Source organism: Burkholderia sp. 572, assembly GCF_040545135.1.
Classification (GTDB): Bacteria; Pseudomonadota; Gammaproteobacteria; order Burkholderiales; family Burkholderiaceae; genus Burkholderia; species Burkholderia cepacia.
In genome coordinates, this window is sequence record NZ_JBEPLH010000027.1 from 59898 (window position 1) to 82148 (window position 22251).

Consider the following 22251-nt stretch of genomic DNA (forward strand, 5'->3'; position numbering starts at 1 on the left):
CTCTCAGTGCGGCTTCACGACGGTCCAGAAGTAATAGCCGAGCGGCAGCGCGAGCACGACGAGCCCCCACGACACGTCGCTCCGGCGGCCGGCCAGCAGCTTGACGAGCACGTAGCACAGCAGCCCGCCCGCGATGCCGGTGCCGAAGCTGTTCGACATCAGCGTGAGCAGCACCATCGACATCACGGGCAGCGCATCGGTGAAGTCGTCGAAATGCGTATGGCGGATCGTTGCGAACATCGACAGCCCGATCAGGATCAGCGCCGGCGCGGTCGCCTCTTTCGGGATCGCGAGCGCGACCGGCACGAACAGCAGCATCGCGGCGAACAGCACGGCCGCGGCCAGCGACGACAGCCCGCTGCGGCCGCCGGCCTCGACACCTGCCGCCGATTCGATCAGCGCGGTCAGCGCGGGAATGCCGAACACGGGCCCGATCGTCGCCGCGAGCGAATCGACGAGGAACGGCCGGTTGATGTTCGGCAGGTTGCCCTGTTCGTCGAGCAGGTTCGCCTTCGCGCCGACCGCGAGGGCGGTGCCGAGCGTCGAGAAGAATTCCGCCGCGAAGAACGCGAACAGGTACGGCGCGGCCGCGAGGCTCAACGCGCTGCCGATGTCGAGCTTGAACGCGATCGGCGCGATGCTGTGCGGCAGCGACACGAACGACGCAGGCAGATGCGTGACGCCGAGCGGCACGCCCGCCGCTGCGGCGACGAGGATCGCGATCAGGATCGCGCCGGGCACCTTGCGTGCCTGCAGTACGATCGCAACCGCCAGGCCGATCAGCGCGACGAGCGCACCCGGCCGCGAGAAATCGCCGAGCGCGAACGCGTTGGTCTTCGCGTTCGCGACGACCATCCCCGCATTGCGCAGCCCGAGCATCGTCACGAACAGCCCGATCGACGCGCCGAGCCCGAGCTTGATCTGCACCGGTATCAGCTTCATCACGACGCCGCGCGCGCCGAGAATCGTCAGCAGGAAGAACAGGATGCCCGATACGCACGCGATGCCGAGGCCCGTCTGCCAGCCCACATGCTCTGTCGTCGCGAGCGTCACGCCGATGATCACCGATCCGCCGATGCCGGGGCCGACCAGGAACGGCAGGTTCGCGTAGAGCCCCATCAGCGTCGTGAACAGCACGAACACGACGATCGTCGCGGTCGTCGCCGCGCCGCGCTCCATGCCGCCCGTCGCGAGCAGCGACGGGATCACGACGAGCAGGTACGCGGCCGCGAGAAACGACGTGACGCCCGCGATCGTCTCGGTGCGCACGCTCGTGCCGCGCGCGGCGAGCGCGAAGCGGCGTTCGAGCCAGTTGGCCGGCGCGCGCGCCGGCATCGTGTCAGTCGCTGACATGGTGGTTCTCCTGTGATTCCGAATATTGTCCTGTGTCGATGCACGCAGCGCGGTCTTATACTGCCGCGTACCGTATCCCGACCGTTATTGCCCGATGTCGTCCGACCGCTCGTCGCTGCTGCCCGCGCTCACGCTGCGGCAGGTCCAGCACTTCGTCGTGCTCGCCCACGCACGCAGCTTCACGCAGGCCGCGCAGGCGCTGTCGCTCACGCAGCCCGCGCTCACCGCGTCGATCCGCCAGATCGAGTTCCTGCTCGGCGGGCGCCTGTTCGCGCGTTCCGCGCACCGGCTCACGCTCACCACTGCTGGCGAAGCCGTGCTGCCGCTCGCCGAACGCCTGCTCAACCAGGCGCGCGGCACCTTCGACGACATGACGCGGCTCATCGGCGAACGCATCCAGACCGTGCGCATCGCGTTCATCCCGTCGGTCGCCGGCCGCCTGCTGCCCGCGCTCAACGCACTGCGCGACGCCCACCCGACACTGCGCTTCACGCTCACCGACCTGCCCAACAGCGCACTCGTCGAAGCCGTGCGCGACAGCGTCGCGGATCTCGGCATCGGCGTACGCGAACCCGACAGCGACGACGGCACGCTGCGCTACCGGCAGCTGTTCGAGGACGAGATCGTGATCGTCGTGCGGCACGACGATCCGCTCGCCCGCGCGAAGAGCGTCACGTGGGCGAAGCTCGTCGATCGCGAGCTCGCGGTGTTCGTGCGCGGCAGCGTCAGCGAATCGCTGCATCGCACCGGCGGCGCCGAGAAGCTGCGCCTGAACGTCACGTACCGGATGGAATACACCGAGCCGCTCTACGCGCTCGCGCGCAACGGCCTCGCGACCGCCGTGCTGCCGAGCCTCTATACGATGCATCTGCACGATCCCGAACTCGTTGCGCTGCGCGTCGACAAGCCGCGCGTCACGCGGGCGATCTCGCTGATCTCGCTCGCCGGCGACGATCGCGGCCCGCACGTGCGTACATGCCGCGAGTGGATTGCGAAGCACATCTGATGGCGTCGACCGAGTGCGGTTCGCCGTTCGCCGCACGAGCGCCCGCGCTCAGGGCAGCTTCGCGATACGCTCGACGAGCGTCGCATAGAAGCGGTCCGCGTCGACCTCGTTGATCCACGTCGCGTTCGCCGCGCGGCCGCTGCGCCCGTTCCAGTCGACGACGGTCTCGCCGAGCGTCCACTGCCCGGTCGTCTCGACCACCACGTTCACCTTGCGCCCGCCGAACAGCGTCGGATCGACGAGGTAGCCGACCGCGGTCGGGTCGTACATCGGCGCGTCTTCAGCGCCGCGCCGCTTCTTGTTGTACGCGAGTTCGGCATCCATGATGTCCGCGACGATCGCGCCGCAGCGGTTGCCGAGCGCACGGAACGGCGCGACGCGCGCCGGCGTGATCGGCGCCTTCACCGCGACATCGCGCGGCAGCACGACGATCGGCACGCCGCTGCCGAACACGACTTCGGCCGCCTGCGGATCGACATAGATGTTGAACTCGGCGGCCGGCGTGATGTTGCCGCGCTCGAAAAATGCGCCGCCCATCAGCACGATCTCGCGCAGTGCCCCGCGAATCTGCGGCGCCTCGACCAGCGCGGTCGCGACGTTCGTCAGCGGGCCGAGCGCGCACAGCGTCACGCTGTTCGGCGCCGCGCGGCTCAGCGTATCGACGAGATACGACACCGCGTGGCCGGCGGCAAGCGGCGCGCGCGGCACGGGCAGCTCGACGCCTTCGAGCCCCGTCTTGCCGTGCACGTTCGCGGCCGTCACGAGCTCGCGCACGAGCGGCCGCGGGCAGCCCGCGTAGACCGGCAGCGTCTTCGTGCGGCCGGCCCAGTCGCGGATGATCCGCGCATTGCGTTCGGTCAGGTCGAGCGGCACGTTGCCCGCGACGGCGGTCAGCGCGCGCACGTCGAGGCGGTCCTGCGCGCCCAGCGCGAACAGGATCGCGATGGCGTCGTCCTGCCCCGGGTCGGTATCGATGATCACCGTGCGGCGCGCGGCATCGCCGCCGGCGGCGAACGCGCCCGTTTCGGGCAGCAGCGCGGTGCCGGCCAGCGCGGCGGACAGTTTCAGGAAGGTGCGGCGGGATGAGATCGGATGGGTCATGGTCGGGCGCTCAGAAAACGTGCCGGACGCCGAGCGTCGCCATCATCTGGCGCGTGCCGGTCGAGCGCGCATACGCGAAGATCTGCGCATGGTCCGCGTCGCCGGCCGCCTGCTGCGCGATCACCGTCAGCGCGACGTCGGTGCGTTTCGACAGGTAGTAATCGGCCTGCAGGTTCACCTGGTGCCATTTCGGCCGCTTGTCGATCACGTCGTACTTGCCGTTCGTGAACGCATACGCGGCGCCGAGAAAGAGCTGCGGCGTCATCGTGTAGACGATGTTCACGCCGAGGTTCTGCAGGTGCAGGTGCGAATTGTCGAGGTAATCGTAGCGCACGTCGGTAAACATCGCGGCGAACTGCGCGCGGCCGATCGTGTAGAAACCGCCGGTGCCCGCGATCCGCTGCCGGCTGGCGTAAGCCGCGGGCGTCATCGCGCTCTTGCTGAAGATCAGCAGCGGCGACGCGTAGTCGTTCGCGATCGCGCCGTCCTGGTTCGTCGCGCTGTAAGGGTGGTTGTACTGCGCGTAGACCGCGCTCCAGCGCAGCGGGCCCTGCTCGTAGCCGAGCCCGAAGCTGTAGGCGCTGTTGTTCGCGAAGCCCGTCGCATTGCTGAAGCCGTACAGCGCGGTGAATTTCAGGCCGTGGTACACCGGGCTCACGTACTTCACCGAATTCTGCACGCGGATGTCGTTGTAGCCGTTGTCGTTGTCGCCGATGTTCACGCCGTTGCTCGCGATGATCACCGGCCCGATGTAGTCGTGGATCGCATCGTACTGGCGGCCGAACGTCAGCGAGCCGTAGGTGCGGTCGGCAAGGCCGACGTAGGCCATCCGCCCGAACTCGCGGCCGTTCTGCGCGGCCGTGCCCGTCATCACGTTGAAGCCGTTCTCCAGCTGGAAGATCGCGGACAGCCCCTGCCCGAGATCCTCCTTGCCCTTCAGCCCCCAGCGCGGGTTCTGGTTCGTGCCGGACAGCGCCTGCCAGGCGTTCTTGCCGCCCTGGTTGGTCGCGAACCCGACACCGGCCGAGATGAGACCGTACAGCGTGATGCTGCTTTGCGCACAGGCATGCGTCGCGAAGGCGCCGAGCATCGCGAGCGGGGCGAGCTTGTAGAGAGTTTTCATGCGGGTCGTGTGATCGGTGGTGGTCCAGGCGCGGCGGGGTTCCGCGAAACTGGCCTCGACTATACGAACCCGGATCGGATAATAAAAGTTTGCTTTTCTTATGTATCAATAAAACGGATTTATTCTCATCGTGGCATCGCCCGCAGCCGTCAGCCCCGCGGACCGGCGGTCAATCCGCCGTGTCGCCGCCCTTCGGCACCTTCGACCACGCATTGCGCCCCGGCATCGGCGACCAGGCCGGGCGGGTCTTGCGCGCGCTGTCGACCACGACCAGATAACGGCCCGCGATCGGCGTGATGTCGCGGTCGCGACGCAGCACCCACAGCGATTTGCCGGCCTCGACACGCGCCTGATAATCGTCGTCGAGCAAGCCGTGACGATCGAAGAACGTGTTCAGCGACGCGGGAATCCGCACGCAGCCCTTCGAGTGCCGGATGCCGAGCAGCGCTTCGAGCCGGTCGGGATCGGTCGCATGCATCTGGAAGCGCATCGGCGACACGCCGCCCTTGCCCCAGCCGCGCTCGCCGTCCACCCAGCCGAAGTCGTAGATGCGCATGTCGCGGCGGCCGTAGCCGCGAATGCCGTTCTCGTTCGTCGTGCCTTCCGCGCGGAAATCCATGTTGTCGGGCGAGTGATGGAACACGCCGAGCGGCGTCAGGAAATGGTCGTACTTGCCCGGCAGCCCGGTGCCGACCGGCGATGCGCCGATCATCAGCCACGCGTTGGCCGGTGTTGCACGGAAGTAGATGAAGAGCGCCTGCACGTTCGGCGCGCGGTCGACCATCGCGATGTATTCGCCGGCGAGGTCGCCGAGATCCGCATCGGCGAGCGCCTCCTGGAGCCGCTGGCTGTAGGCGCGCTGCTCGCTTGCGGGCACGTTCAGGCGCCGCGTGACTTCCTGCGTGAAGCGCTTGCGCATGTCGACCGCGCGCGCCGTCGCATTTTTCGCTTCTTCGGCCGATAGCGGCGGATGCCGGCGTGGCGGTGTCGGCGCGGGTGCTTCGGCCTCGCTCGCGGCGGTGGCGGAAGCGGCGGAAGCGGGCGCGGCGGCGGAAGCGGCTGAGGCGACGTCGGCAGCGGATGTGCCGGAAGCAATCGATGCCCCCGATGCCGCGCTGGCAGGCTCCGCATGACGCTCGAGCGACGCTGCAGACGCGGGCTGTACGGCCGACGCCCCCGACAACGCATGCGCAGGCAAGCCACGATGCGCATGAGACGCCGCCGACGCGGGCGGTGCAACTGATGAGGATGACGGAGCAACGGACGACGAAGCGTCGGACGCGGCAAACGCAGGCTGCCCGGCAAGCACGGGAACGATCAGGGCAACAGCGAGCGACACATACGCGGCGACTGTGCGGGTACGGCAACGCGACTTCGACATGCGCCGCGTCAGGCTGAAAAGCATCATACGTTCGAAGCCATCGGCCGATCCGGCCGCCGCATGCTGCAATTGCGGGCGGCGCATCTTCCGCGCGAGCCATCGACACGTCCGGCGCATCGTGTGCGCCCGGCGCAGACGCCTCTTCGCGGCGGAGCCGTTCGCCGATGCAACGCGTACGGTCCGATGGCGGCTAATGAGTCGTCAGGCCCTTCATTCTACGCGTCCGAACAGGAATCTTCAGCGACGCAAGTCGCGGTTTCACGGCGAATTTGCGCTTCGTCACGCTTTGTTTCAACTCGTTTCCGCACGCATCTTTCGATGCATGGCAATCTCGTTGGTTGAACGTTCGAGTCCGACAAAGGGCGCTGCTTTTTCGCCGCGGTGCGAGGGCTTCGCCGAATCGATTCGGAAACCGGATCATTCCCGACAAGCCGTACGCACCGGCCGCGCAGTGCGATGCGATCGCATGGCACGCATGCAACACGAACCGTGCGACACGCGTGCACGATCGCCGGTCACTTCGAGATGGCTTCGAGCGCGATGCCCTTCGTGCGCGGCCCCATGAACCCGATCGCGGCCATCACGATCACCATCGCGCCCGCGATGAACGCGAACACGCCGAAGGTGCCGAAGCCCTTCAGCACGGCCGCGATCACGAACGACGAGAAGATCGCCGAGAAGCGGCTCCACGAATAGACGAAGCCGACGGCCCGTGCGCGGATCGACGTCGGGAACAGCTCGGCCTGATACGCGTGGAAGCTGTACGACATGATGTTGCTGGCGAGCGTGAGGCCGATGCCGAGCACGATCAGGAATGCGCCGACCGTCGTCTGGCTGAACAGCAGCCCGCAGACGACGATCGCCGCCGCCATCGCGACGATCACCGACTTGCGCTCGAAGCGGTCGGCGATCACGAGGCCGATCAGCGGGCCGACCGGTGCGGCGAGCGCGATCACGCTCGAATACATCAGGCTCGACGTGATCGTGATGCCCTGCTTGATCAGCAGCGTCGGCACCCAGTTCGCGAAGCCGTAGAAGCCGACCGTCTGGAACACGTTGAAGATCGTCATCATGATCGTGCGGTTGCGATACGGCTGCACCCACATGTCGCGGAAGCTGCCGCGCGGCGGCACGGGCTCGGCGGGCGCCGGCGGCGGCAGCGGCCGTCCGTATTCGGCTTCGACCTTCGCCTCGAGCGCGCGCATGATGCGGTCGGCTTCGTCGACCCGGCCCTGCTGCGCGAGCCAGCGCGGGCTTTCCGGCAGTTCGCGGCGAATCCACCACACGAACAGCGCGCCGTGCGCGCCGATCAGCACGACCCAGCGCCAGCCATCGAGGCCGAACGGTGCGTGCGGCACGAGCAGGTAGGCGAGGAACGCGACCACCGGCACCGCGACGAACCCGACCGCCTGCTCGCACGCGAATGCGCGCCCGCGGATCTGCTTCGGTACGAGCTCGGAGATGTATGTGCCGATCGTCACCATCTCTACGCCGAGGCCGAGACCGACGACGAAGCGCCAGAAGTTCAGCCCGGCCGCGGTGTCCTGGAACGCCATCACGACGTTGGCGGCCGTGTACCACAGCAGCGACCACGTGAAGATCGCGCGGCGGCCGAAGCGGTCGGCGAGGAAGCCGCATGCGATCGTGCCGATGAAGAGGCCCGAGAACAGCGCGGCGATGAAGCTCGCGACGCCCGTGGTGCCGAACAGGCCATGCGTCGTCGCGGAGAGGATGCCGCTTTTCACGAGGCCGGGCGCGACGTAGCCGCTGTAGAGCAGGTCGTAGAGCTCGAAGAAGAAGCCGAGGCTCAGCAGGACGACGAGCTTCCAGACGGTACGCGTGGGCGGCAGGCGGTCGAGGCGGGCCGAGATGGAGCCGGGGTCGACGGGTGGGGATTGGGCGGGTGCCTGCGAAAGGCTGTCCGTTGAGGCCATCGTGGGCGCGTCTCCTGTTCGTGTCGTGTAGTTGTCCGGCGACCTTCGAGCCGCCGTCGGGCGAATCGCTGCATTGTACCGGCACGTCCGTCCGACGCGAGCGCACCCCGGCCCCGATATCCGGAGCGCGACGACGGGCCGGCTGCACGCCGTACGTCGAACCGATTCGGGCGCCCCATTTTTGGGCGGACCAACGTGTAACTTTCGTAACCGTCTGTCGGGTACGGAAAACGCGCAGGAACGGCGACGCGGCGACGCATCGCGGCGGCGCGGGCCCCACCGTCCGGGCCTGATGCGCCGTTTCGCTCGGCCGCACGCCGCCGGAATCTCCACAAACGGGGCACGCAATCAGTACAACCACGCGTTCCACACCCCGGTAACATGCTACCGGGCCAACCACCGGCTTCCGGGCACCTTTCGGCGCCCGGCCTTGTCGGCAAATCGTAAGCATTCCATGTCCATACAACGACTATCCACGTACGCTCGCCAGATCGCGCTGATCGCGTTGCTGCAGTTCGCTGCGATCGCAACCGCGTCGGCGTTTCCGGAGGCCGCTTCCGCCCCGGGCGCAAGCGGCGTCGGCGCGCCCGTGCCGGCCATCTCGCTGAACGACGCCGTCGCGCAGCTCAAGCAGATGCAGGTCGAGCTCGACCGCATCAAGCAGCAGACTTCGACCGCGTCGAGCAGCAAGGAGCTGGACGCGCTCGACGACTCGGCGCAGGAGCTGAGTGCCGACGTCGTGAAACTGCAAAGCGATCTCACGCCGCAACGCGCGCAGATTCAGGCACAGCTCGACGTGCTCGGGCCGCCGCCCGCCGAGGGCGCCGCGCCGGAGACGGCAGCCGTCGCGAAACAACGGGCCACGCTCGACGCGCGCAAGACGCAGCTCGATGCGGCGCTGAAGCAGGCCGCCGACCAGAAGACCAACCTCACGAACCTCGCCGAACAGTTCGCGAAGCTGCATCGCAGCCTGCTGAAGAACCAGCTCGCGTTCCGTTCGGGCGGCATTTTCAGCGCGCAGTTCTGGCTGCCGCTGTTCCATCTTTCGCCGGACGATACCCAGCGGCTCGGAGACTTCGACGAAGAAATCCACGACATGCTGCGCTCGTCGTGGGTGCCCGGACAAAAGGCGATCACCGCGCTGCTGCTGATTGCCGCGATCGCGGCCTGGCTCGGCGGCCGCCGGCTCCTCGAGCGCGGGCTCGCCTGGTTCTGCGTAAACCGCCTGCCGGCCACCCGCTTGCGCCGCAGCGCGCTGGCACTGTCCATCGCGCTGTCGACCCTGCTGGCCACCGCCGTTGCCGTTCAGATCCTTTACCTCGCCGTCGCGCGCCGTTACGACCTCACGCCGGGGCTGACCGATCTGTGGGACCAGTTCGCGAAGCTCGCCGCGACCTGCGCACTGATCGCCGGGCTCGGCCGCGCACTGCTCTGCACGAAGCATCCGTCGTGGCGCCTCCCCGCGCTCGCCGATCCCGTCGCGCTCGCAATGAAGCCGTTCCCCGGCATCCTGGCCGCGCTGCTGCTCGTGTCCGGCACGCTCGAATCGATCAACCGGATCGTCGACACCAGCCTGTCGGTCACGCTGTTCGGTCGCGGCATCGTGTCGCTCGTCGTCACGCTGACGGTCGGCGCGTCGCTGTTGCGCGCCAACCGCGCGCGCGCCGCGCTCGCGGCGGCGGGCGAGGCACCCGAGCAACGCTCGACGCTCGCGGGGCTGATCCATGCCTGCGTCACGCTGGCGATCGTCGCATCGCTGATCGCACTCCTGATCGGTTACGTCACGGTCGCGCGCTTCATCACGTACGAACTCGTGTGGTTCGAGATCGTGCTGTGCACGACCTACATCCTGATCCAGTTGACGCGCGACGCGAGCGAAAGCCTGTTCTCGTCGAGCCTGTCGACGGGGCAGCAGATCAAGCACCTGTTCGCGCTCGAGGACCGCCACCTCGACCAGGCGCGCACGGTGCTGTCCGGCTTCGGTACGAGCCTGCTGATGCTGATCGCGGCCATCGCGCTGGTGACGGGCGGCTTCGGCACGACCCCGGGCGACCTGCTCGACAGCGCGGTCGCGATGATCGGCAGCCAGCGGCTGCAGAGCCTGAACATCATGCCCGACCGGATCCTGAACGCCGTAATCGGGTTCGCGATCGGCTTCTACCTGTTGCGCTCGCTGCGACGCTGGCTCGACAGCGAGTTCATGCCCGCGCTCGGCATGGATACCGGGATGCGCGTATCGCTGATCACGCTGTTCACCAACGTGGGCTACGTACTGCTGGTGCTGATGACGCTCGGGCTGCTCGGCGTGCGGTGGAACAACCTCGCGTGGATCGTCAGCGCGTTGTCGGTGGGTATCGGCTTCGGCCTGCAGGAGATCGTGAAGAACTTCGTGTCGGGGCTGATCCTGCTGACCGAGCGCCCGGTGAAGGTCGGCGACATGGTCAGCATCGCGGGCGTCGAAGGCGACATCCGCCGCATCAACGTCCGTGCGACCGAGATCCAGCTCAGCGACCGCTCGACCGTGATCGTGCCGAACTCGCAGCTGATCTCGCAGAACGTGCGCAACGTGACGATGGGCAATAGCACGCAGGGCGTCGCGACGCTGGTGCTGACGTTCCCGCTGAACACCGATCCCGAGCAGGTGCGCGACCTGCTGCTCGACGCGTACCGCGAGCACCAGGCGATCCTCGAGAAGCCGGCGCCGTCGGTCACGTTCAGCCAGCTCACGCCGGACGGGATCACGCTGAGCGTGACGGGCTACGTGTCGAGCCCGCGGATCGCGAGTTCGACGAAGAGCGATCTGCTGTTCGAGATCCTCAAGCAGTTGCGCGCGGCGGGGATCACGCTGTCGAGCCCGCAGATGCTGGTCGTGCAGAACATGCCGGCAATCGGAGAGGCAGGCAACGCATAGCGACGCGTGGAGACGCATCGCGCGCTCCACCGTCCGCACTGGAAGAAACGAAGGGCCGGTACCGCAACGCGGTAACCGGCCCTTCTCGTTCACGCACGGCGCCCGATATCGGGCGCCCCGCCTCACACGTCGAACTTCACCCCCTGCGCCAGCGGCAGCTGCCGGCTGTAGTTGATCGTATTCGTCGCGCGGCGCATATACGCCTTCCACGCATCCGAACCCGACTCGCGGCCGCCGCCCGTTTCCTTCTCGCCGCCGAACGCGCCGCCGATCTCCGCGCCGCTCGTGCCGATGTTCACGTTGACGATCCCGCAGTCGCTGCCCGCTGCCGACATGAACTGCTCGGCCTCGCGCATGTCGTTCGTGAAGATCGCCGACGACAGGCCTTGCGGCACCGCATTGTGCAGTTCGATCGCGTCGTCGAAGTTGTCGTAGACCATCACGTACAGGATCGGTGCGAACGTCTCGCGCTCGACCACGGCCGATTGCTTCGGCATCCGCACGATGGCCGGACGCACGTAGTACGCATCCGCGTGACCGACGTCGACGCGCTCGCCGCCCTTCACCTCGCCGCCCTGTTCGCGTGCGTCGCCCAGCGCCTTCTGCATCGCATCGAACGATGCGCGATCGACCAGCGGGCCGACCAGCGTGCCTTCTTCAAGCGGGTTGCCGACCTTCACCGACGCGTAGGCCTTCTCGATGCGCGGCAGCAGTTGCTCGACCAGGCTGCGATGCACGATCAGGCGGCGCAGCGTCGTGCAGCGCTGGCCGGCCGTGCCGACCGCCGCGAACGTGACCGCGCGCACCACGAGATCCAGGTCCGCGCTCGGCGCGACGATCATCCCGTTGTTGCCGCCGAGTTCGAGGATGCCGCGCGCGAGACGCTGGCTCAGCACCTTCGCGACTTCCTGGCCCATCCGCACGCTGCCCGTCGCGCTGACGACCGGCACCTTCTTCGACGCCGTCAGCACCTCGCCGACATCGCGCATGCCCAGCACCAGCTGGCTCAGGCCCTTCGGCGCGACGCCCGGATGCGTCTTCTCGAACTCGCGGAGCGCCTTCTCGAGCAGCACGTGGCACGCGATCGCGGTGAGCGGCGTCTTCTCGGACGGCTTCCACACGACCGAATCGCCGCACACGAACGCGAGCGCCGCGTTCCAGGCCCACACCGCGACCGGGAAGTTGAACGCCGAGATCACGCCGCACACGCCGATCGGGTGCCACGTTTCCATCATCCGGTGGCCCGGGCGCTCGGATGCGATCGTCAGGCCGTAGAGCTGGCGCGACAGGCCGACCGCGAAATCGCAGATGTCGATCATTTCCTGCACTTCGCCCAGGCCTTCCGACGTGATCTTGCCGGCTTCGAGCGTGACGAGGCGGCCCAGTTCGGCCTTGTGCTCACGGAGCACGTTGCCGAACACGCGCACGAACTCGCCGCGCACCGGCGCCGGCACCGTGCGCCACTTGAGGAATGCGTCGTGCGCGGCGTCGATCTTGCGCTCGGCGTCGGCGGGCGTGTCGACGGCCAGCGTCGCGAGCGTCGCGCCGTCGAGCGGCGAACGCGCGGTCAGCGCATTGCCTTTCCACTGGGCGAGATCGATATCGAGCGCGGCAAGAATGTCGTTGAATTGCATCACTTCCTCTTCAGGGACAGATTGATCGGTGCGGCGGCAGCGCCGCCCGCGTGATTCGATTGGAGCGCGTTCGCGCGCCCTGTGCAAGCGGATGCGCCGCGCGGCAGGCCCGGTGCACCGCACGGCGCATCGCGCCGCGCCACCGCCGGAAGCCCGGCCAGACGGCGCGCTCCCGCCTCGCAAGGCACGATCCATGAAACACATTGTCGGTGGCCACAAGTCGGGCCGCTATTGATATTAACTCACGACTTCATTCCGAAAACGCAACACCTTGGCACGCCGATCCGATGCGCTTGCGCGCCGATATGGGACGTTTCCAAAGCCCGCAGACGGGCACGAGGACGCGTCGCAACTCGACGCAAGTTGATGACAATCCTGCATCACCCTGTGCGGAAATATCGTTTGCCGGCCGTGCATCGGGCACACACAATCGTTGCGACGTCGAGGTGCAACGCACCCGGCGCGCCGCCGGCCGCCACAACGGCAGCCGGACGCCTGACGAAGGCGACACGCATCGCGCCCCGGCTCACCGGCGCGCTTTCGCACCGCATTACCGCTGCCCGGCCCGCAGCCGGCAACGCGTCGCGCTTCGTCATCGAAAAATAATCCCGGAGACAGCGCCCAGCGCCCGCCATGCATTCAGATGCCCGCCCCGATTCACCCCGTCCGTCCGGCTCGCCGCCCGCGAAGCCGTCCCTCCACCGTGCGCTGCAGGCACGCCATCTGCGGATGATCGCGATCGGCGGCTCGATCGGCACGGGCCTGTTCGTCGCGTCCGGCGCGTCGATCTCGCAGGCCGGCCCCGGCGGCGCGATGCTCGCGTACATGGTGATCGGCCTGATGGTCTATTTCCTGATGACGAGCCTCGGCGAAATGGCCGCGTTCATGCCGGTGTCGGGCTCGTTCGCGACCTACGGCGCGAAGTTCGTCGACGAAGGCTTCGGCTTCGCGCTCGGCTGGAACTACTGGTACAGCTGGGCCGTGACGCTGGCGGTGGAACTCGTCGCCGCGCAGCTCGTGATGCATTACTGGTTCCCGCACGTGCCGGGCGTCTGGTGGAGCGCGCTGTTCCTGACATTGATCTTCGCGCTCAACGCGCTGTCGGTGCGCGGCTTCGGCGAAGCCGAATACTGGTTCGCGCTGATCAAGGTGCTGACGGTGCTCGCGTTCGTCGGCGTCGGCCTGCTGATGATCTTCGGGATCATGCAGGGCGGCCCGAGCGCGGGCTGGGGCAACTTCACGATCGGCGACGCGCCGTTCGCCGGCGGCTGGGCGACGATGCTCGGCGTCGCGATGATCGCGGGCTTCTCGTTCCAGGGCACCGAAATGATCGGCGTCGCGGCCGGCGAATCGGAAAACCCGCGCACGACGATCCCGCGCGCGGTGAAGCAGATCTTCTGGCGCATCCTGCTGTTCTACGTGTTCGCGATCTTCGTGATCGGCGTGCTGATTCCCTATACCGACCCGAACCTGCTGAAGAGCGACGTGACCGACATCGGCGTGAGCCCGTTCACGCTCGTGTTCCGCCACGCGGGCCTCGCGTTCGCCGCCGGCGTGATGAACGCGGTGATCCTCACGGCCGTGCTGTCGGCCGGCAACTCGGGCATGTACGCGTCCACGCGGATGCTCTACAACCTCGCGGTCGAAGGCCGCGCGCCGAAGATCTTCGCGAAGCTGTCGCGCGGCGGCGTGCCGCGCAACGCGCTGTATGCGACGACGGCCGTCGGCGCGCTGTGTTTCCTCACGTCGCTGTATGGCGACAAGACGGTCTACCTGTGGCTGCTGAACACGTCGGGCATGGCCGGCTTCATCACGTGGCTCGGCATCGCGGTCAGCCACTACCGGTTCCGCAAGGGGTTCCTGAAGCAGGGCTACCGGCTCGACCAGCTGCCGTACCGGTCGAAGTGGTTCCCGTTCGGCCCGCTGTTCGCATTCGCGTTGTGCGCGGTCGTCGCGCTCGGCCAGGATTATCAGGCGTTCCTCTCCGACAAGATCGACTGGGTGGGCGTCGCTGCGACCTACATCGGCCTGCCGTTCTTCCTCGCGATCTGGCTCGGCTACGCACTCGTGCGCAAATGCCGCCTCGTGCGCTACGAAGACATGGAAATCGCGCCGTGGATCGAACGCAACGCGACACCCGAAACCGCGCCGCAGGCCGAAACCGGCTACGCGGGCTACATCGCCCGTCCGGCCAACCCGACACCGGGCACCTGACCGCGCGAGTCGGCCCGCATCGGCCCGCACCCGCCCACTTCGCACCGGCCGCCGCCCAGTCGCGACGGCCGGTGCCCTGCGCCCCCATTCGACGCGGCGCGCGCGTTCAGGCAAGATCGACGCGCGCCGCCTGTTTTTCCGCCGTTACGAGTCAACGAAATCGCATGCAGAACTTCTACGAAGCCACCGTTACCCGCCAGCCCTACCCGCAACTGACCGGCACGATCGACACGCAGGTCTGCATCGTCGGCGGCGGCCTCGCCGGCCTGTGCACGGCACTCGGCCTCGTCGAGCGCGGCGTGCATGACGTCGTCGTGCTCGACAGCGAACGGGTCGGCTTCGGCGCATCGGGCCGCAATGGCGGCTTCGTCTTCGGCGGCTACAGCCTCGACAACGCCGACCTGCTGCGCACGCTCGGCCGCGACGAGGGGCGCCGGCTGTACCGGCTCACCGTCGAGGCAGTCGACCTGATCCGCGCGCGGATCGCGCGCTACGGCATCGACTGCGACATCGTCGACCAGGGCGTGATGCTCGCGAACTGGTTCGACGATCCTTCGAGGCTCGACAGCGTGCGCACGCTGATGAAGGACGAACTCGGCGTCGACTGGGAACCCGTTTCGACGGCCGCGCTGCGCAAGCGGCTGAAGACGCAGCGCTATTACGGCGGCCTGTTCGAGCCGAACGCGTTCCACTTCCATCCGCTCAAGTACGTGCTCGGCGTCGCGGCGGCCGCATCGCGCGGCGGCGCGCGCGTGTACGAACGCTCGGCCGCGCTCGGCATCGCGCGCGAAGGCGCCGGGTACGTCGTACGCACCGCACAGGGCACGGTGCGCGCGAAGGACGTCGTGTTCGCCGGCGGCGGCTATGCACGCGGCGTGTCGCCGCGCATCGAGCGCGCGGTGCTGCCGATCGCGACCTACGTGATCGCGACCGAGCCGCTCGGCACGCGCCTGCCCGACGCGATCGACGCACCGTACGCGATCTACGACACGCGTTTCGCATTCGACTATTACCGCCCGCTGAAGGACACGCGCATCCTGTGGGGCGGCCGGATCTCCGTGCTCGACCGCGGCCCCGACGCGATCGCCCGCCTGCTGCGGCGCGACCTGCTGCGCGTGTATCCGCAACTGGAAGACGTGAAGGTCGACTACGCGTGGGGCGGGCTGATGAGCTACGCGCGGCACAAGATGCCGCAGATCGGCCGCGACGCGGACGGCGTGTGGCACGCGATCGCGTTCGGCGGCCACGGGATGGCGCCGACCACGGTCGCCGGCGAAGCGCTCGCGGCCGCACTGGCCGAAGGCCGGCCGGTGCCGGAAGGCTTCAACGCGTTCGGGCTCACGCGCACGTTCGGGCTGGCGGGCCTCGCGGCCGCGCAGCTCACGTACACGGCGTACCAGGCCCGCGACGCGCTCGCGTCCTGCCGCCGCTGAGCGGCCGCGGCGGCCGGAACCGCCCTGCCGATTAGAGCGGAAGGTCGGCCGGGCGGGGATTTCCCGCATGCTAGAATGCCTTTTCCACGCCGCCGAAGCCACAATAAAGTCACATGAAAGCAGGAAGCAAGGCCGCCACGTCCGATACCCGCACGCTTCCGTCCGATGCGCGGCGCAAATACGATCCCGAGCAAACCAAGCGCAACATCCTCGATGTCGCCACGCAGGAATTCTCCGCGATGGGGCTCGCCGGCGCGCGCGTCGACGCAATCGCCGAGCGTACCAACACGACGAAGCGGATGCTCTACTACTACTTCGAAAGCAAGGAAGGCCTGTACGAGGCCGTGCTGGAGAAGGTGTACGGCGACATCCGCGCACTCGAGCAGGAGCTGCACGTCGGCGACATGGAGCCGCGCGAAGGCATGCGTCGCCTCGTCGAATTCACGTTCGACTATCACGACAAGCATCGCGACTTCGTCCGCCTCGTGTCGATCGAGAACATCCACGGCGCGAAGTATCTCGAACAGCTCAAGTCGTTCAAGAACCGCAACGTCAGCATCATCAAGACGCTCGAGGAACTGGTCGAGCGCGGCGCGGCGAGCGGCGCGTTCCGCAAGGACATCGACGCATTCGACCTGCACCTGCTGATCAGCTCGTTCTGCTTCCACCGCGTGTCGAACCGCTACACGTTCGGCGCCGCGTTCGGACGCGACCCGTCGGCGCCGCGCCTGCGCGCCCGGCATCGCGACACGATCGCCGACGCCGTGCTGCGCTACGTCGCCGCATAAGCGACGACGGCGGCCGGTTTCCCGGCCGGCCTCATACCGGGCGCGCGACATCCGCGCCCGTCGCCTTCTCTCAGGTCAGTCCGTCGGCGCGGCCGACGCCAGTGCGATCCGCGCCTTCTCTTCCGGGCTTCCCGCCACGTAGTACTTCTTCGCCCAGCTCGAATCGGGCGCAAGCGCGAGCCGCGCATGCGCGCCCGTACCGGTGCCCGTGCCGTGCGGCTGCTTCGCATCGATCGCCAGCGCCCGTGCACGATAGTGCTCGTAAAGCCGCAGGAATTCCGCGAGATAGATCGCCGCGATCCGCTTGTCGCGGATCTCGAGCAGGTTCTCGTCGTTGTACTGCTCGGAATTGCGGCTCATGTTCGCCGAGCCCGTATAGACGACCGGATTCGCGCCTTCCGCATCGATCACGATGAACTTGTGATGGATCACGACCGGCGGAAAGGCCGGCGCCGGCTCGCCCGGGAAGAGGCGCAGCTCGGGCTCGAAACCCTGCGGCACGGTGGCCGGCGAGAAATACGCGGCATCGATCACGTCGCGGTTGTCGCGGCTGCGGTGATACAGCTCGAGGTTCGCGAGCGTCGCCGCATCGAGCGTCTGGCCGGCCTGCCGCGCGGCATCGGCCTTCGTCGCGCTGCCGGCGTTGATCCTGTTCACCAGCCCGAACATCATCAGCCCGCGGTCGCCGGCCGCGAAGCACGCGTCGCGCAGCGCCGCGTCGGTCGGCATGAACAGGCAGAACGACACCGAATGCTTCGCGGCCGCGATCGCGGCGACGATCGTGTCGATCTCGGTGCGCTGCCCCGCCGGTTCCGGCGAAAACGCGAGCCGCACCTGCGCGCTGCCGATCGTCATCGGTTCCGACCAGCCCGGCGACAGCCGCGCGGTCGCCGCGATCGGCGGATTCCCGGCCAGCGCATGCGCACGCGCGTTGTAGAGCGCGGCAAGCTCGGGCGAATCGAACGCGTGCAGCACGTTCGCCTGCTCCGTGAGCCCCTCGGTCGTGAAGTTCGCGGAGCCGGTCAGCACGCGCACGGGCGCCGGGTTCGACGCCGCATCGGTCACGATGAACTTGTCGTGCATGATGTGCGTCCGGTCGCGCGGCGCGAGCGTCGCGAGCCCCTGCAGCGCATCGACGGCCGGCTGGTTCGGCGACGGTAGCGGCGGCTTGCCCTTGCGCGCCGTCGTGTGCGCGTCGTAGACGATCGCGAGCGACGCTTCGCCGTGAGTGCGCCCGAACGCTTCGAACGCGGGCAGCGCCCACAGCGTGTCGGTCAGGTGATAGACGGCCGACGCCGCGCGCGATGCCGGATCGAGCATCTCCACGAACACCTGCTCCATGTCGTTCGCGAGCCAGGTGCGCAGCTTCAGCGCCTGCGCGTCGCTCGGCGCCGCATTCGGCGCGAGGCCCAGCGCCGCCACCTGCTTTGCGAACGCCTGCGAACTGACCACCGCGCGGTTGAACCACGTGCCGATGCCGTCCTCGACATGGGCGGGCAGCACGACGTCGCACACGCCGGCTTGCGCGTCGAGTACCTGCAGATTCGCCGGCGTGCCGACGACCGGATACACGTCGTAGCGAAACGATGCGCCGCGATCCTGCGGATCGATGCGTGCGTCCCACCACATGAATTTCTGGATCGGCGCCTGGTCGGTCGGCGCGTCGCCCTGCGTGTGCGCGGCCGGGCCGTCGAACGTCAGGCGGTTCGGCAGCCAGCTGTCCGGCGCGCGCGTCTTGCCGTCGGCCGACCAGAAGCCCGGCGTGCGCCGGATCGCGAAACCGAGGAAATCGGCACGCGACGCCGCATCGGGCCAGTCGAAGGCCAGCAGGACCAAGGTGGGGGAAAGATAGCTGCGCACGCTGACGGTCATTCGTTGCTCCCTGGCCTGGCGGCCGGTCGAGGTGAATGAGTCAGTCTTGACGGCGGTTCTTCCCGCGGAATGACGGTTCGATGAACCTTGTATGTCCGGCGCGCGTCAGTCGCACACGAGCAGCTCGATCCCGCGCGCGGTCAGCGCGCGGCGCACGGCCTTGTCGGGCGCGCGCTCGGTCACGAGATAGCGGGCGGCGGCCGTGCCGTTGATCCGTACCGGCGTCACGCGGCCGAATTTCGAATGATCGGCGACGATCATCGCCGTGCCGGCCGCCGCGATCATCCGGCTGCGCACCTCGGCCGCGAGCCGCGAGTAGTCGGTGCATTCGCCGTCGGGCGTGATGCCGCCGGCGCCGATGAACGCGAAATCGACGTGGTACTGCGCGAGCTGCTGGATCGTGTCGAGCCCGAAGGTGGCGTCCTCGTCGTCGGACAGCTCGCCGCCGAGCAGCGTCACGCGATTGCCGTTGCGTCGCGCGAGCACGAACGCGGTGCGCCAGTCGTTCGTGTAGATCGACAGCCGGTGCCGGTCGGCGAGCGCGAGCGCAACCGCATGCGGCGTGCTGCCCGAATCGATCAGCACCGAGGCATCGTCGGGCACGAACTCGGCTGCGCGCCGCCCGATCGTGCGCTTCGCTTCGGCATTCGCGGCTTCGCGCTCCGACAGGCTCGGCTCACGGCGATCCGCGGCCAGCGCGCCGCCGTGCGTCATCACGAGCAGGCCGCGTGCGGCCAGTGCGTTCAGGTCGCGCCGCACGGTCTCGCGCGACACGTCGAGCGAGCGGACGAGTTCCGCGACCGACAATGCGCCCGACCGTCCGAGCTCCGACAGGATGAATTGATGACGTTGTTCCGCCAGCATCGCGTGTGCGCCCGAGGCGACTGGTAATGGGTAAGCCGCCCATTGTATTACGGCCGTTTGACCGGCATTTGACGGCGGCGGGACGCCGGGCGGGCCGCGTTTCCCGAAAGCGAAATTCTGTATTGCCCGACGCGCGCGAATCGGCGCGGCGCCGGTTGCTACACTTTGCGCTTCGCAGAACGACAGACCAAGCAAAGGGGCTCACGCCATGTATCGCAAAGGCAGTGTGATCGAAATCCAGTTTCCGCCCGAACGGCTCAACGACGCGGCCGGCGATCCGTACTGGATCGACCTGACGCTCGACGAGGCCCGCCGGCTCTACGAACAGCTCGCCGCGCGCTTCGCGACCGACGCCCGCGCCAATCAGCCGCTCGACACGTTCTCGATCGACTGATCTCCGCTGCTTCACGCCCGCCCGTTGCGCATGCCGGGCGGCGCCCATCCCGCTCCCGCGGCACCGCCCGGCCCGCACCGACGGCCGCACGTGGCGCACATTCGGCACGCAGCATGAGTGCAGGATTCGACAAGACGCCGGCATCGCTTCCCCCGATACTGGCCGACTTCACGATTCTGTCCGGCCGCAGCGCGGCCCGCCATGCATGCTGACCTCGCTCGTCGCCGCCGCTTTCGTCGCACTCTGGTCCACCGGCTTCATCGTTGCGCGGGCCATCAAGCCCTACGCCGATCCCAACCTGTTCCTGCTCGCGCGTTTCGCGGGCACGGCCGCGCTGTTCGGCGCGGTGGCGCTCGTCGCGCGCGCGCCGTGGCCGGCCCGGCGCGAATGGCCGCGCCACCTGATCGCGGGCGCGCTGCTGCAGGGCGTCTATCTCGGCGCGAGCTACTGGGCCGTCGCGCAAGGGCTGAACGCAGGCGTCATGGCACTGCTCGGCGCACTGCAGCCGCTCGCCACCGCCGTGCTCGCCGTGCCGCTGTTCAACGAGCGCCTGCCCGCGCGCGGCTGGCTCGGGATGGCACTCGGGCTCGCCGGCGTCGCGCTCGTGCTGGCGCCGAAGGTGACGGGCGGTGTCGCGCCGGCGCCGGGCGCCGCGCCTGCGTGGCTCGTCGTCGCCGTCTCGGTGCTCGCGGTCGGGTCGATCACCGCCGGCTCGCTGTACCAGAAGGGCAAGCTCGCGCAAAGCGACCTGCGCACGGCGGTTGCCGTGCAGAATTTCGGTGCGGCGATCGTCGCGGCCGTCTTCGTCGCGCTGCTTCACGAAACCCGCTGGATCGGCGCGCCGGCGCTGTGGGTGTCGCTGGTGTGGGGCGTCGTGTTCCTGTCCGGCGGCGCGGTCACGATGCTGATGTGGATGCTGCGCCGCGGCAACGCCGCGCGCGCGACGTCGCTGCTGTTCCTCGCGCCGCCGCTGGCCGCGCTGCAGGGCTACTGGCTGTTCGGCGAAACGCTCGCGGCGATCCAGCTCGCCGGCTTCGCGCTCGCGCTGGTGGGCGTCGTGCTCGCGCGGCGCTGACGCGCGCCGCCGGGCCGGTGCCCGCGTCGGCGCCGGGCGCAGGGATGCCCGTCACGCGGCACCCTGCACCCGCCCGGCGCACCGTGCACCATGGCGATGCAGCCCGTCTCGCCGATGCAACGCAAAACCGCCGGAACGCACGCCCGGCGCGGCACCGCGCCGCGATTGCGCTTATGATGGGCGCCTTGCATTTCGTTCCGGAACTTCCTTCATGACATCCGCCGATTACGCCAGCCGCCAGCGCGCGATCATTGCCGAACTGAACGTTGCCCCGCACTTCGACGCCGAGGCTGAGATCGATCGCCGCATCGATTTCCTCGCGCAATATCTTCGTTCGACCGGCCTGCGGACCTACGTGCTCGGCATCAGCGGCGGCGTCGATTCGTCGACGGCCGGCCGGCTCGCGCAACTGGCGGTCGAGCGCCTGCGCGCCGACGACTACGATGCGCGCTTCATCGCGATGCGCTTGCCGAACGGCGTGCAGAACGACGAAGCCGATGCCCAGCGCGCGCTCGCGTTCGTGCGCGCGGACGAGGTGCTGACGGTCGACGTGAAGCCGGCCGCCGACGCGATGCTCCGCTCGCTGGTCGCCTCCGGCCACGCATTCGACACGCCGGCGCAGCAGGATTTCGTGCACGGCAACATCAAGGCGCGCGAGCGCATGATCGCGCAGTATGCGGTGGCCGGCGCACGGCGCGGCATCGTGATCGGTACCGACCATGCGGCCGAATCGCTGATGGGTTTCTTCACGAAGTTCGGCGACGGCGGCGCGGACATCCTGCCGCTCGCGGGCCTGAGCAAGCGGCGCGTCCGCGCGGTCGCGCGTGCGCTCGGCGGCGAGGAGCTGATCGTGATGAAGGTGCCGACGGCCGACCTCGAGGAGCTGCGCCCGCTGCGGCCCGACGAGCACGCGTACGGCGTGACCTACGACGAGATCGACGATTTCCTCGAAGGCAAGCCGGTCGAAGACCGCGTGTACGAAACGGTGCTGCGCTTCTTCGACGCTTCGCGCCACAAGCGCGCGCTGCCGTACACGCCGTTCGACTGGCCGGCCGCGTAAATCGCGACCGCGGCACAACGACTGCCGCGTCGCCATCCTGCGCTGCGGGGCCTGGCGACCGGCCGGCAGCGTCGGAGCCCAACCGCCGCGCGCGGCCGTGACGGCTAC

Annotated in this window: 16 protein-coding genes; 8 read left to right on the plus strand and 8 right to left on the minus strand. The window is 68.3% G+C overall.

The features are described 5' to 3' along the window. Positions 1-3 precede the first annotated feature (3 nt). Positions 4-1353: an NCS2 family permease gene (locus ABIC51_RS34840; RefSeq protein WP_175862771.1), complete on the minus strand. Its 1350-nt coding sequence runs from the start codon at positions 1351-1353 to the stop codon at positions 4-6. A gap of 94 nt (positions 1354-1447) precedes the next feature. Here ABIC51_RS34840 and ABIC51_RS34845 point away from each other — a divergent pair, with 94 nt between their 5' ends. Next, a complete protein-coding gene (locus tag ABIC51_RS34845) occupies positions 1448-2359 on the plus strand; it encodes a LysR family transcriptional regulator (protein WP_027790547.1) in 912 nt (303 codons plus the stop codon). A gap of 48 nt (positions 2360-2407) precedes the next feature. Here the strand turns inward: ABIC51_RS34845 and ABIC51_RS34850 are convergent, their stop codons facing one another. The 4 genes from ABIC51_RS34850 to ABIC51_RS34865 form a co-directional block, all read right to left on the minus strand. Further along, positions 2408-3460 (minus strand): nucleoside hydrolase, encoded by a 1053-nt coding sequence (locus tag ABIC51_RS34850; protein WP_175901003.1) that lies wholly within the window; start codon positions 3458-3460, stop codon positions 2408-2410. A 10-nt stretch (positions 3461-3470) separates the two neighbouring features. Beyond that, entirely contained in the window at positions 3471-4583 is a 1113-nt protein-coding gene (locus ABIC51_RS34855; protein WP_059697066.1) for a porin, read from the minus strand. Positions 4584-4752: 169 nt separating this feature from the next. After that, the gene (locus ABIC51_RS34860) at positions 4753-6081 is read right to left on the minus strand and encodes a hypothetical protein (protein ID WP_175900999.1); all 1329 of its coding nucleotides are present in this window, start codon (positions 6079-6081) and stop codon (positions 4753-4755) included. 398 nt (positions 6082-6479) lie between these two features. After that, positions 6480-7898: an MFS transporter gene (locus ABIC51_RS34865; RefSeq protein WP_027790543.1), complete on the minus strand. Its 1419-nt coding sequence runs from the start codon at positions 7896-7898 to the stop codon at positions 6480-6482. Positions 7899-8352: 454 nt separating this feature from the next. Between ABIC51_RS34865 and ABIC51_RS34870 the strand changes: the two genes are divergently transcribed. Continuing rightward, a complete protein-coding gene (locus ABIC51_RS34870; protein ID WP_175900996.1) occupies positions 8353-10809 on the plus strand; it encodes a DUF3772 domain-containing protein in 2457 nt (818 codons plus the stop codon). A gap of 122 nt (positions 10810-10931) precedes the next feature. Here ABIC51_RS34870 and amaB read toward each other — a convergent pair whose 3' ends face one another. After that, on the minus strand, positions 10932-12443 hold the full coding sequence (amaB, locus tag ABIC51_RS34875; RefSeq protein ID WP_021161161.1) for an L-piperidine-6-carboxylate dehydrogenase: 1512 nt from the start codon (positions 12441-12443) through the stop codon (positions 10932-10934). Between the two features lie 633 nt (positions 12444-13076). On the opposite strand from amaB, the gene ABIC51_RS34880 reads away from it, so the two are divergent. The 3 genes from ABIC51_RS34880 to ABIC51_RS34890 all read left to right on the plus strand — a co-directional run bounded on the left by ABIC51_RS34880 (position 13077) and on the right by ABIC51_RS34890 (position 16878). After that, positions 13077-14657: an amino acid permease gene (locus ABIC51_RS34880; protein WP_060170484.1), complete on the plus strand. Its 1581-nt coding sequence runs from the start codon at positions 13077-13079 to the stop codon at positions 14655-14657. 164 nt (positions 14658-14821) lie between these two features. Beyond that, positions 14822-16090, plus strand: a complete 1269-nt coding sequence (locus ABIC51_RS34885; RefSeq protein ID WP_175900993.1) for an NAD(P)/FAD-dependent oxidoreductase — start codon at positions 14822-14824, stop codon at positions 16088-16090. Positions 16091-16203: 113 nt separating this feature from the next. Next, entirely contained in the window at positions 16204-16878 is a 675-nt protein-coding gene (locus tag ABIC51_RS34890; protein WP_027790537.1) for a TetR/AcrR family transcriptional regulator, read from the plus strand. Between the two features lie 75 nt (positions 16879-16953). On the opposite strand, the gene ABIC51_RS34895 is transcribed toward ABIC51_RS34890, so the two are convergent. Continuing rightward, the gene (locus tag ABIC51_RS34895; RefSeq protein WP_175900990.1) at positions 16954-18750 is read right to left on the minus strand and encodes a phospholipase D-like domain-containing protein; all 1797 of its coding nucleotides are present in this window, start codon (positions 18748-18750) and stop codon (positions 16954-16956) included. A gap of 105 nt (positions 18751-18855) precedes the next feature. Next, positions 18856-19614 carry a DeoR/GlpR family DNA-binding transcription regulator gene (locus ABIC51_RS34900; RefSeq protein WP_021161157.1) on the minus strand — a complete coding sequence of 253 codons (759 nt, stop codon included), beginning with the start codon at positions 19612-19614 and terminating at the stop codon, positions 18856-18858. A gap of 208 nt (positions 19615-19822) precedes the next feature. On the opposite strand from ABIC51_RS34900, the gene ABIC51_RS34905 reads away from it, so the two are divergent. The 3 genes from ABIC51_RS34905 (at position 19823) to nadE (ending at position 22143) form a co-directional block, all read left to right on the plus strand. Beyond that, positions 19823-20008 carry a hypothetical protein gene (locus tag ABIC51_RS34905; protein ID WP_006480515.1) on the plus strand — a complete coding sequence of 62 codons (186 nt, stop codon included), beginning with the start codon at positions 19823-19825 and terminating at the stop codon, positions 20006-20008. A 205-nt stretch (positions 20009-20213) separates the two neighbouring features. Next, positions 20214-21083: a DMT family transporter gene (locus tag ABIC51_RS34910; protein WP_027790534.1), complete on the plus strand. Its 870-nt coding sequence runs from the start codon at positions 20214-20216 to the stop codon at positions 21081-21083. Positions 21084-21294: 211 nt separating this feature from the next. Continuing rightward, positions 21295-22143 (plus strand): NAD(+) synthase, encoded by an 849-nt coding sequence (gene nadE / locus ABIC51_RS34915; RefSeq protein WP_027790533.1) that lies wholly within the window; start codon positions 21295-21297, stop codon positions 22141-22143. The last annotated feature ends 108 nt before the right edge of the window (positions 22144-22251 follow it).

What these genes read in the sequence shown, in the direction of transcription:
- ABIC51_RS34870 (WP_175900996.1), top strand. Translation starts at nt 8,353, where the DNA reads ATGTCCATACAACGACTATCCACGTACGCTCGCCAGATCGCGCTGATC.
- ABIC51_RS34885 (WP_175900993.1), top strand. Translation starts at nt 14,822, where the DNA reads ATGCAGAACTTCTACGAAGCCACCGTTACCCGCCAGCCCTACCCGCAA.
- ABIC51_RS34910 (WP_027790534.1), top strand. Translation starts at nt 20,214, where the DNA reads ATGCTGACCTCGCTCGTCGCCGCCGCTTTCGTCGCACTCTGGTCCACC.
- ABIC51_RS34900 (WP_021161157.1), bottom strand. Translation starts at nt 19,614, where the DNA reads ATGCTGGCGGAACAACGTCATCAATTCATCCTGTCGGAGCTCGGACGG.
- ABIC51_RS34860 (WP_175900999.1), bottom strand. Translation starts at nt 6,081, where the DNA reads ATGCGCCGGACGTGTCGATGGCTCGCGCGGAAGATGCGCCGCCCGCAA.
- amaB (WP_021161161.1), bottom strand. Translation starts at nt 12,443, where the DNA reads ATGCAATTCAACGACATTCTTGCCGCGCTCGATATCGATCTCGCCCAG.
- ABIC51_RS34895 (WP_175900990.1), bottom strand. Translation starts at nt 18,750, where the DNA reads ATGACCGTCAGCGTGCGCAGCTATCTTTCCCCCACCTTGGTCCTGCTG.
- ABIC51_RS34840 (WP_175862771.1), bottom strand. Translation starts at nt 1,353, where the DNA reads ATGTCAGCGACTGACACGATGCCGGCGCGCGCGCCGGCCAACTGGCTC.
- ABIC51_RS34850 (WP_175901003.1), bottom strand. Translation starts at nt 3,460, where the DNA reads ATGACCCATCCGATCTCATCCCGCCGCACCTTCCTGAAACTGTCCGCC.
- nadE (WP_027790533.1), top strand. Translation starts at nt 21,295, where the DNA reads ATGACATCCGCCGATTACGCCAGCCGCCAGCGCGCGATCATTGCCGAA.
- ABIC51_RS34890 (WP_027790537.1), top strand. Translation starts at nt 16,204, where the DNA reads ATGAAAGCAGGAAGCAAGGCCGCCACGTCCGATACCCGCACGCTTCCG.
- ABIC51_RS34855 (WP_059697066.1), bottom strand. Translation starts at nt 4,583, where the DNA reads ATGAAAACTCTCTACAAGCTCGCCCCGCTCGCGATGCTCGGCGCCTTC.
- ABIC51_RS34865 (WP_027790543.1), bottom strand. Translation starts at nt 7,898, where the DNA reads ATGGCCTCAACGGACAGCCTTTCGCAGGCACCCGCCCAATCCCCACCC.
- ABIC51_RS34905 (WP_006480515.1), top strand. Translation starts at nt 19,823, where the DNA reads ATGTATCGCAAAGGCAGTGTGATCGAAATCCAGTTTCCGCCCGAACGG.
- ABIC51_RS34880 (WP_060170484.1), top strand. Translation starts at nt 13,077, where the DNA reads ATGCATTCAGATGCCCGCCCCGATTCACCCCGTCCGTCCGGCTCGCCG.
- ABIC51_RS34845 (WP_027790547.1), top strand. Translation starts at nt 1,448, where the DNA reads ATGTCGTCCGACCGCTCGTCGCTGCTGCCCGCGCTCACGCTGCGGCAG.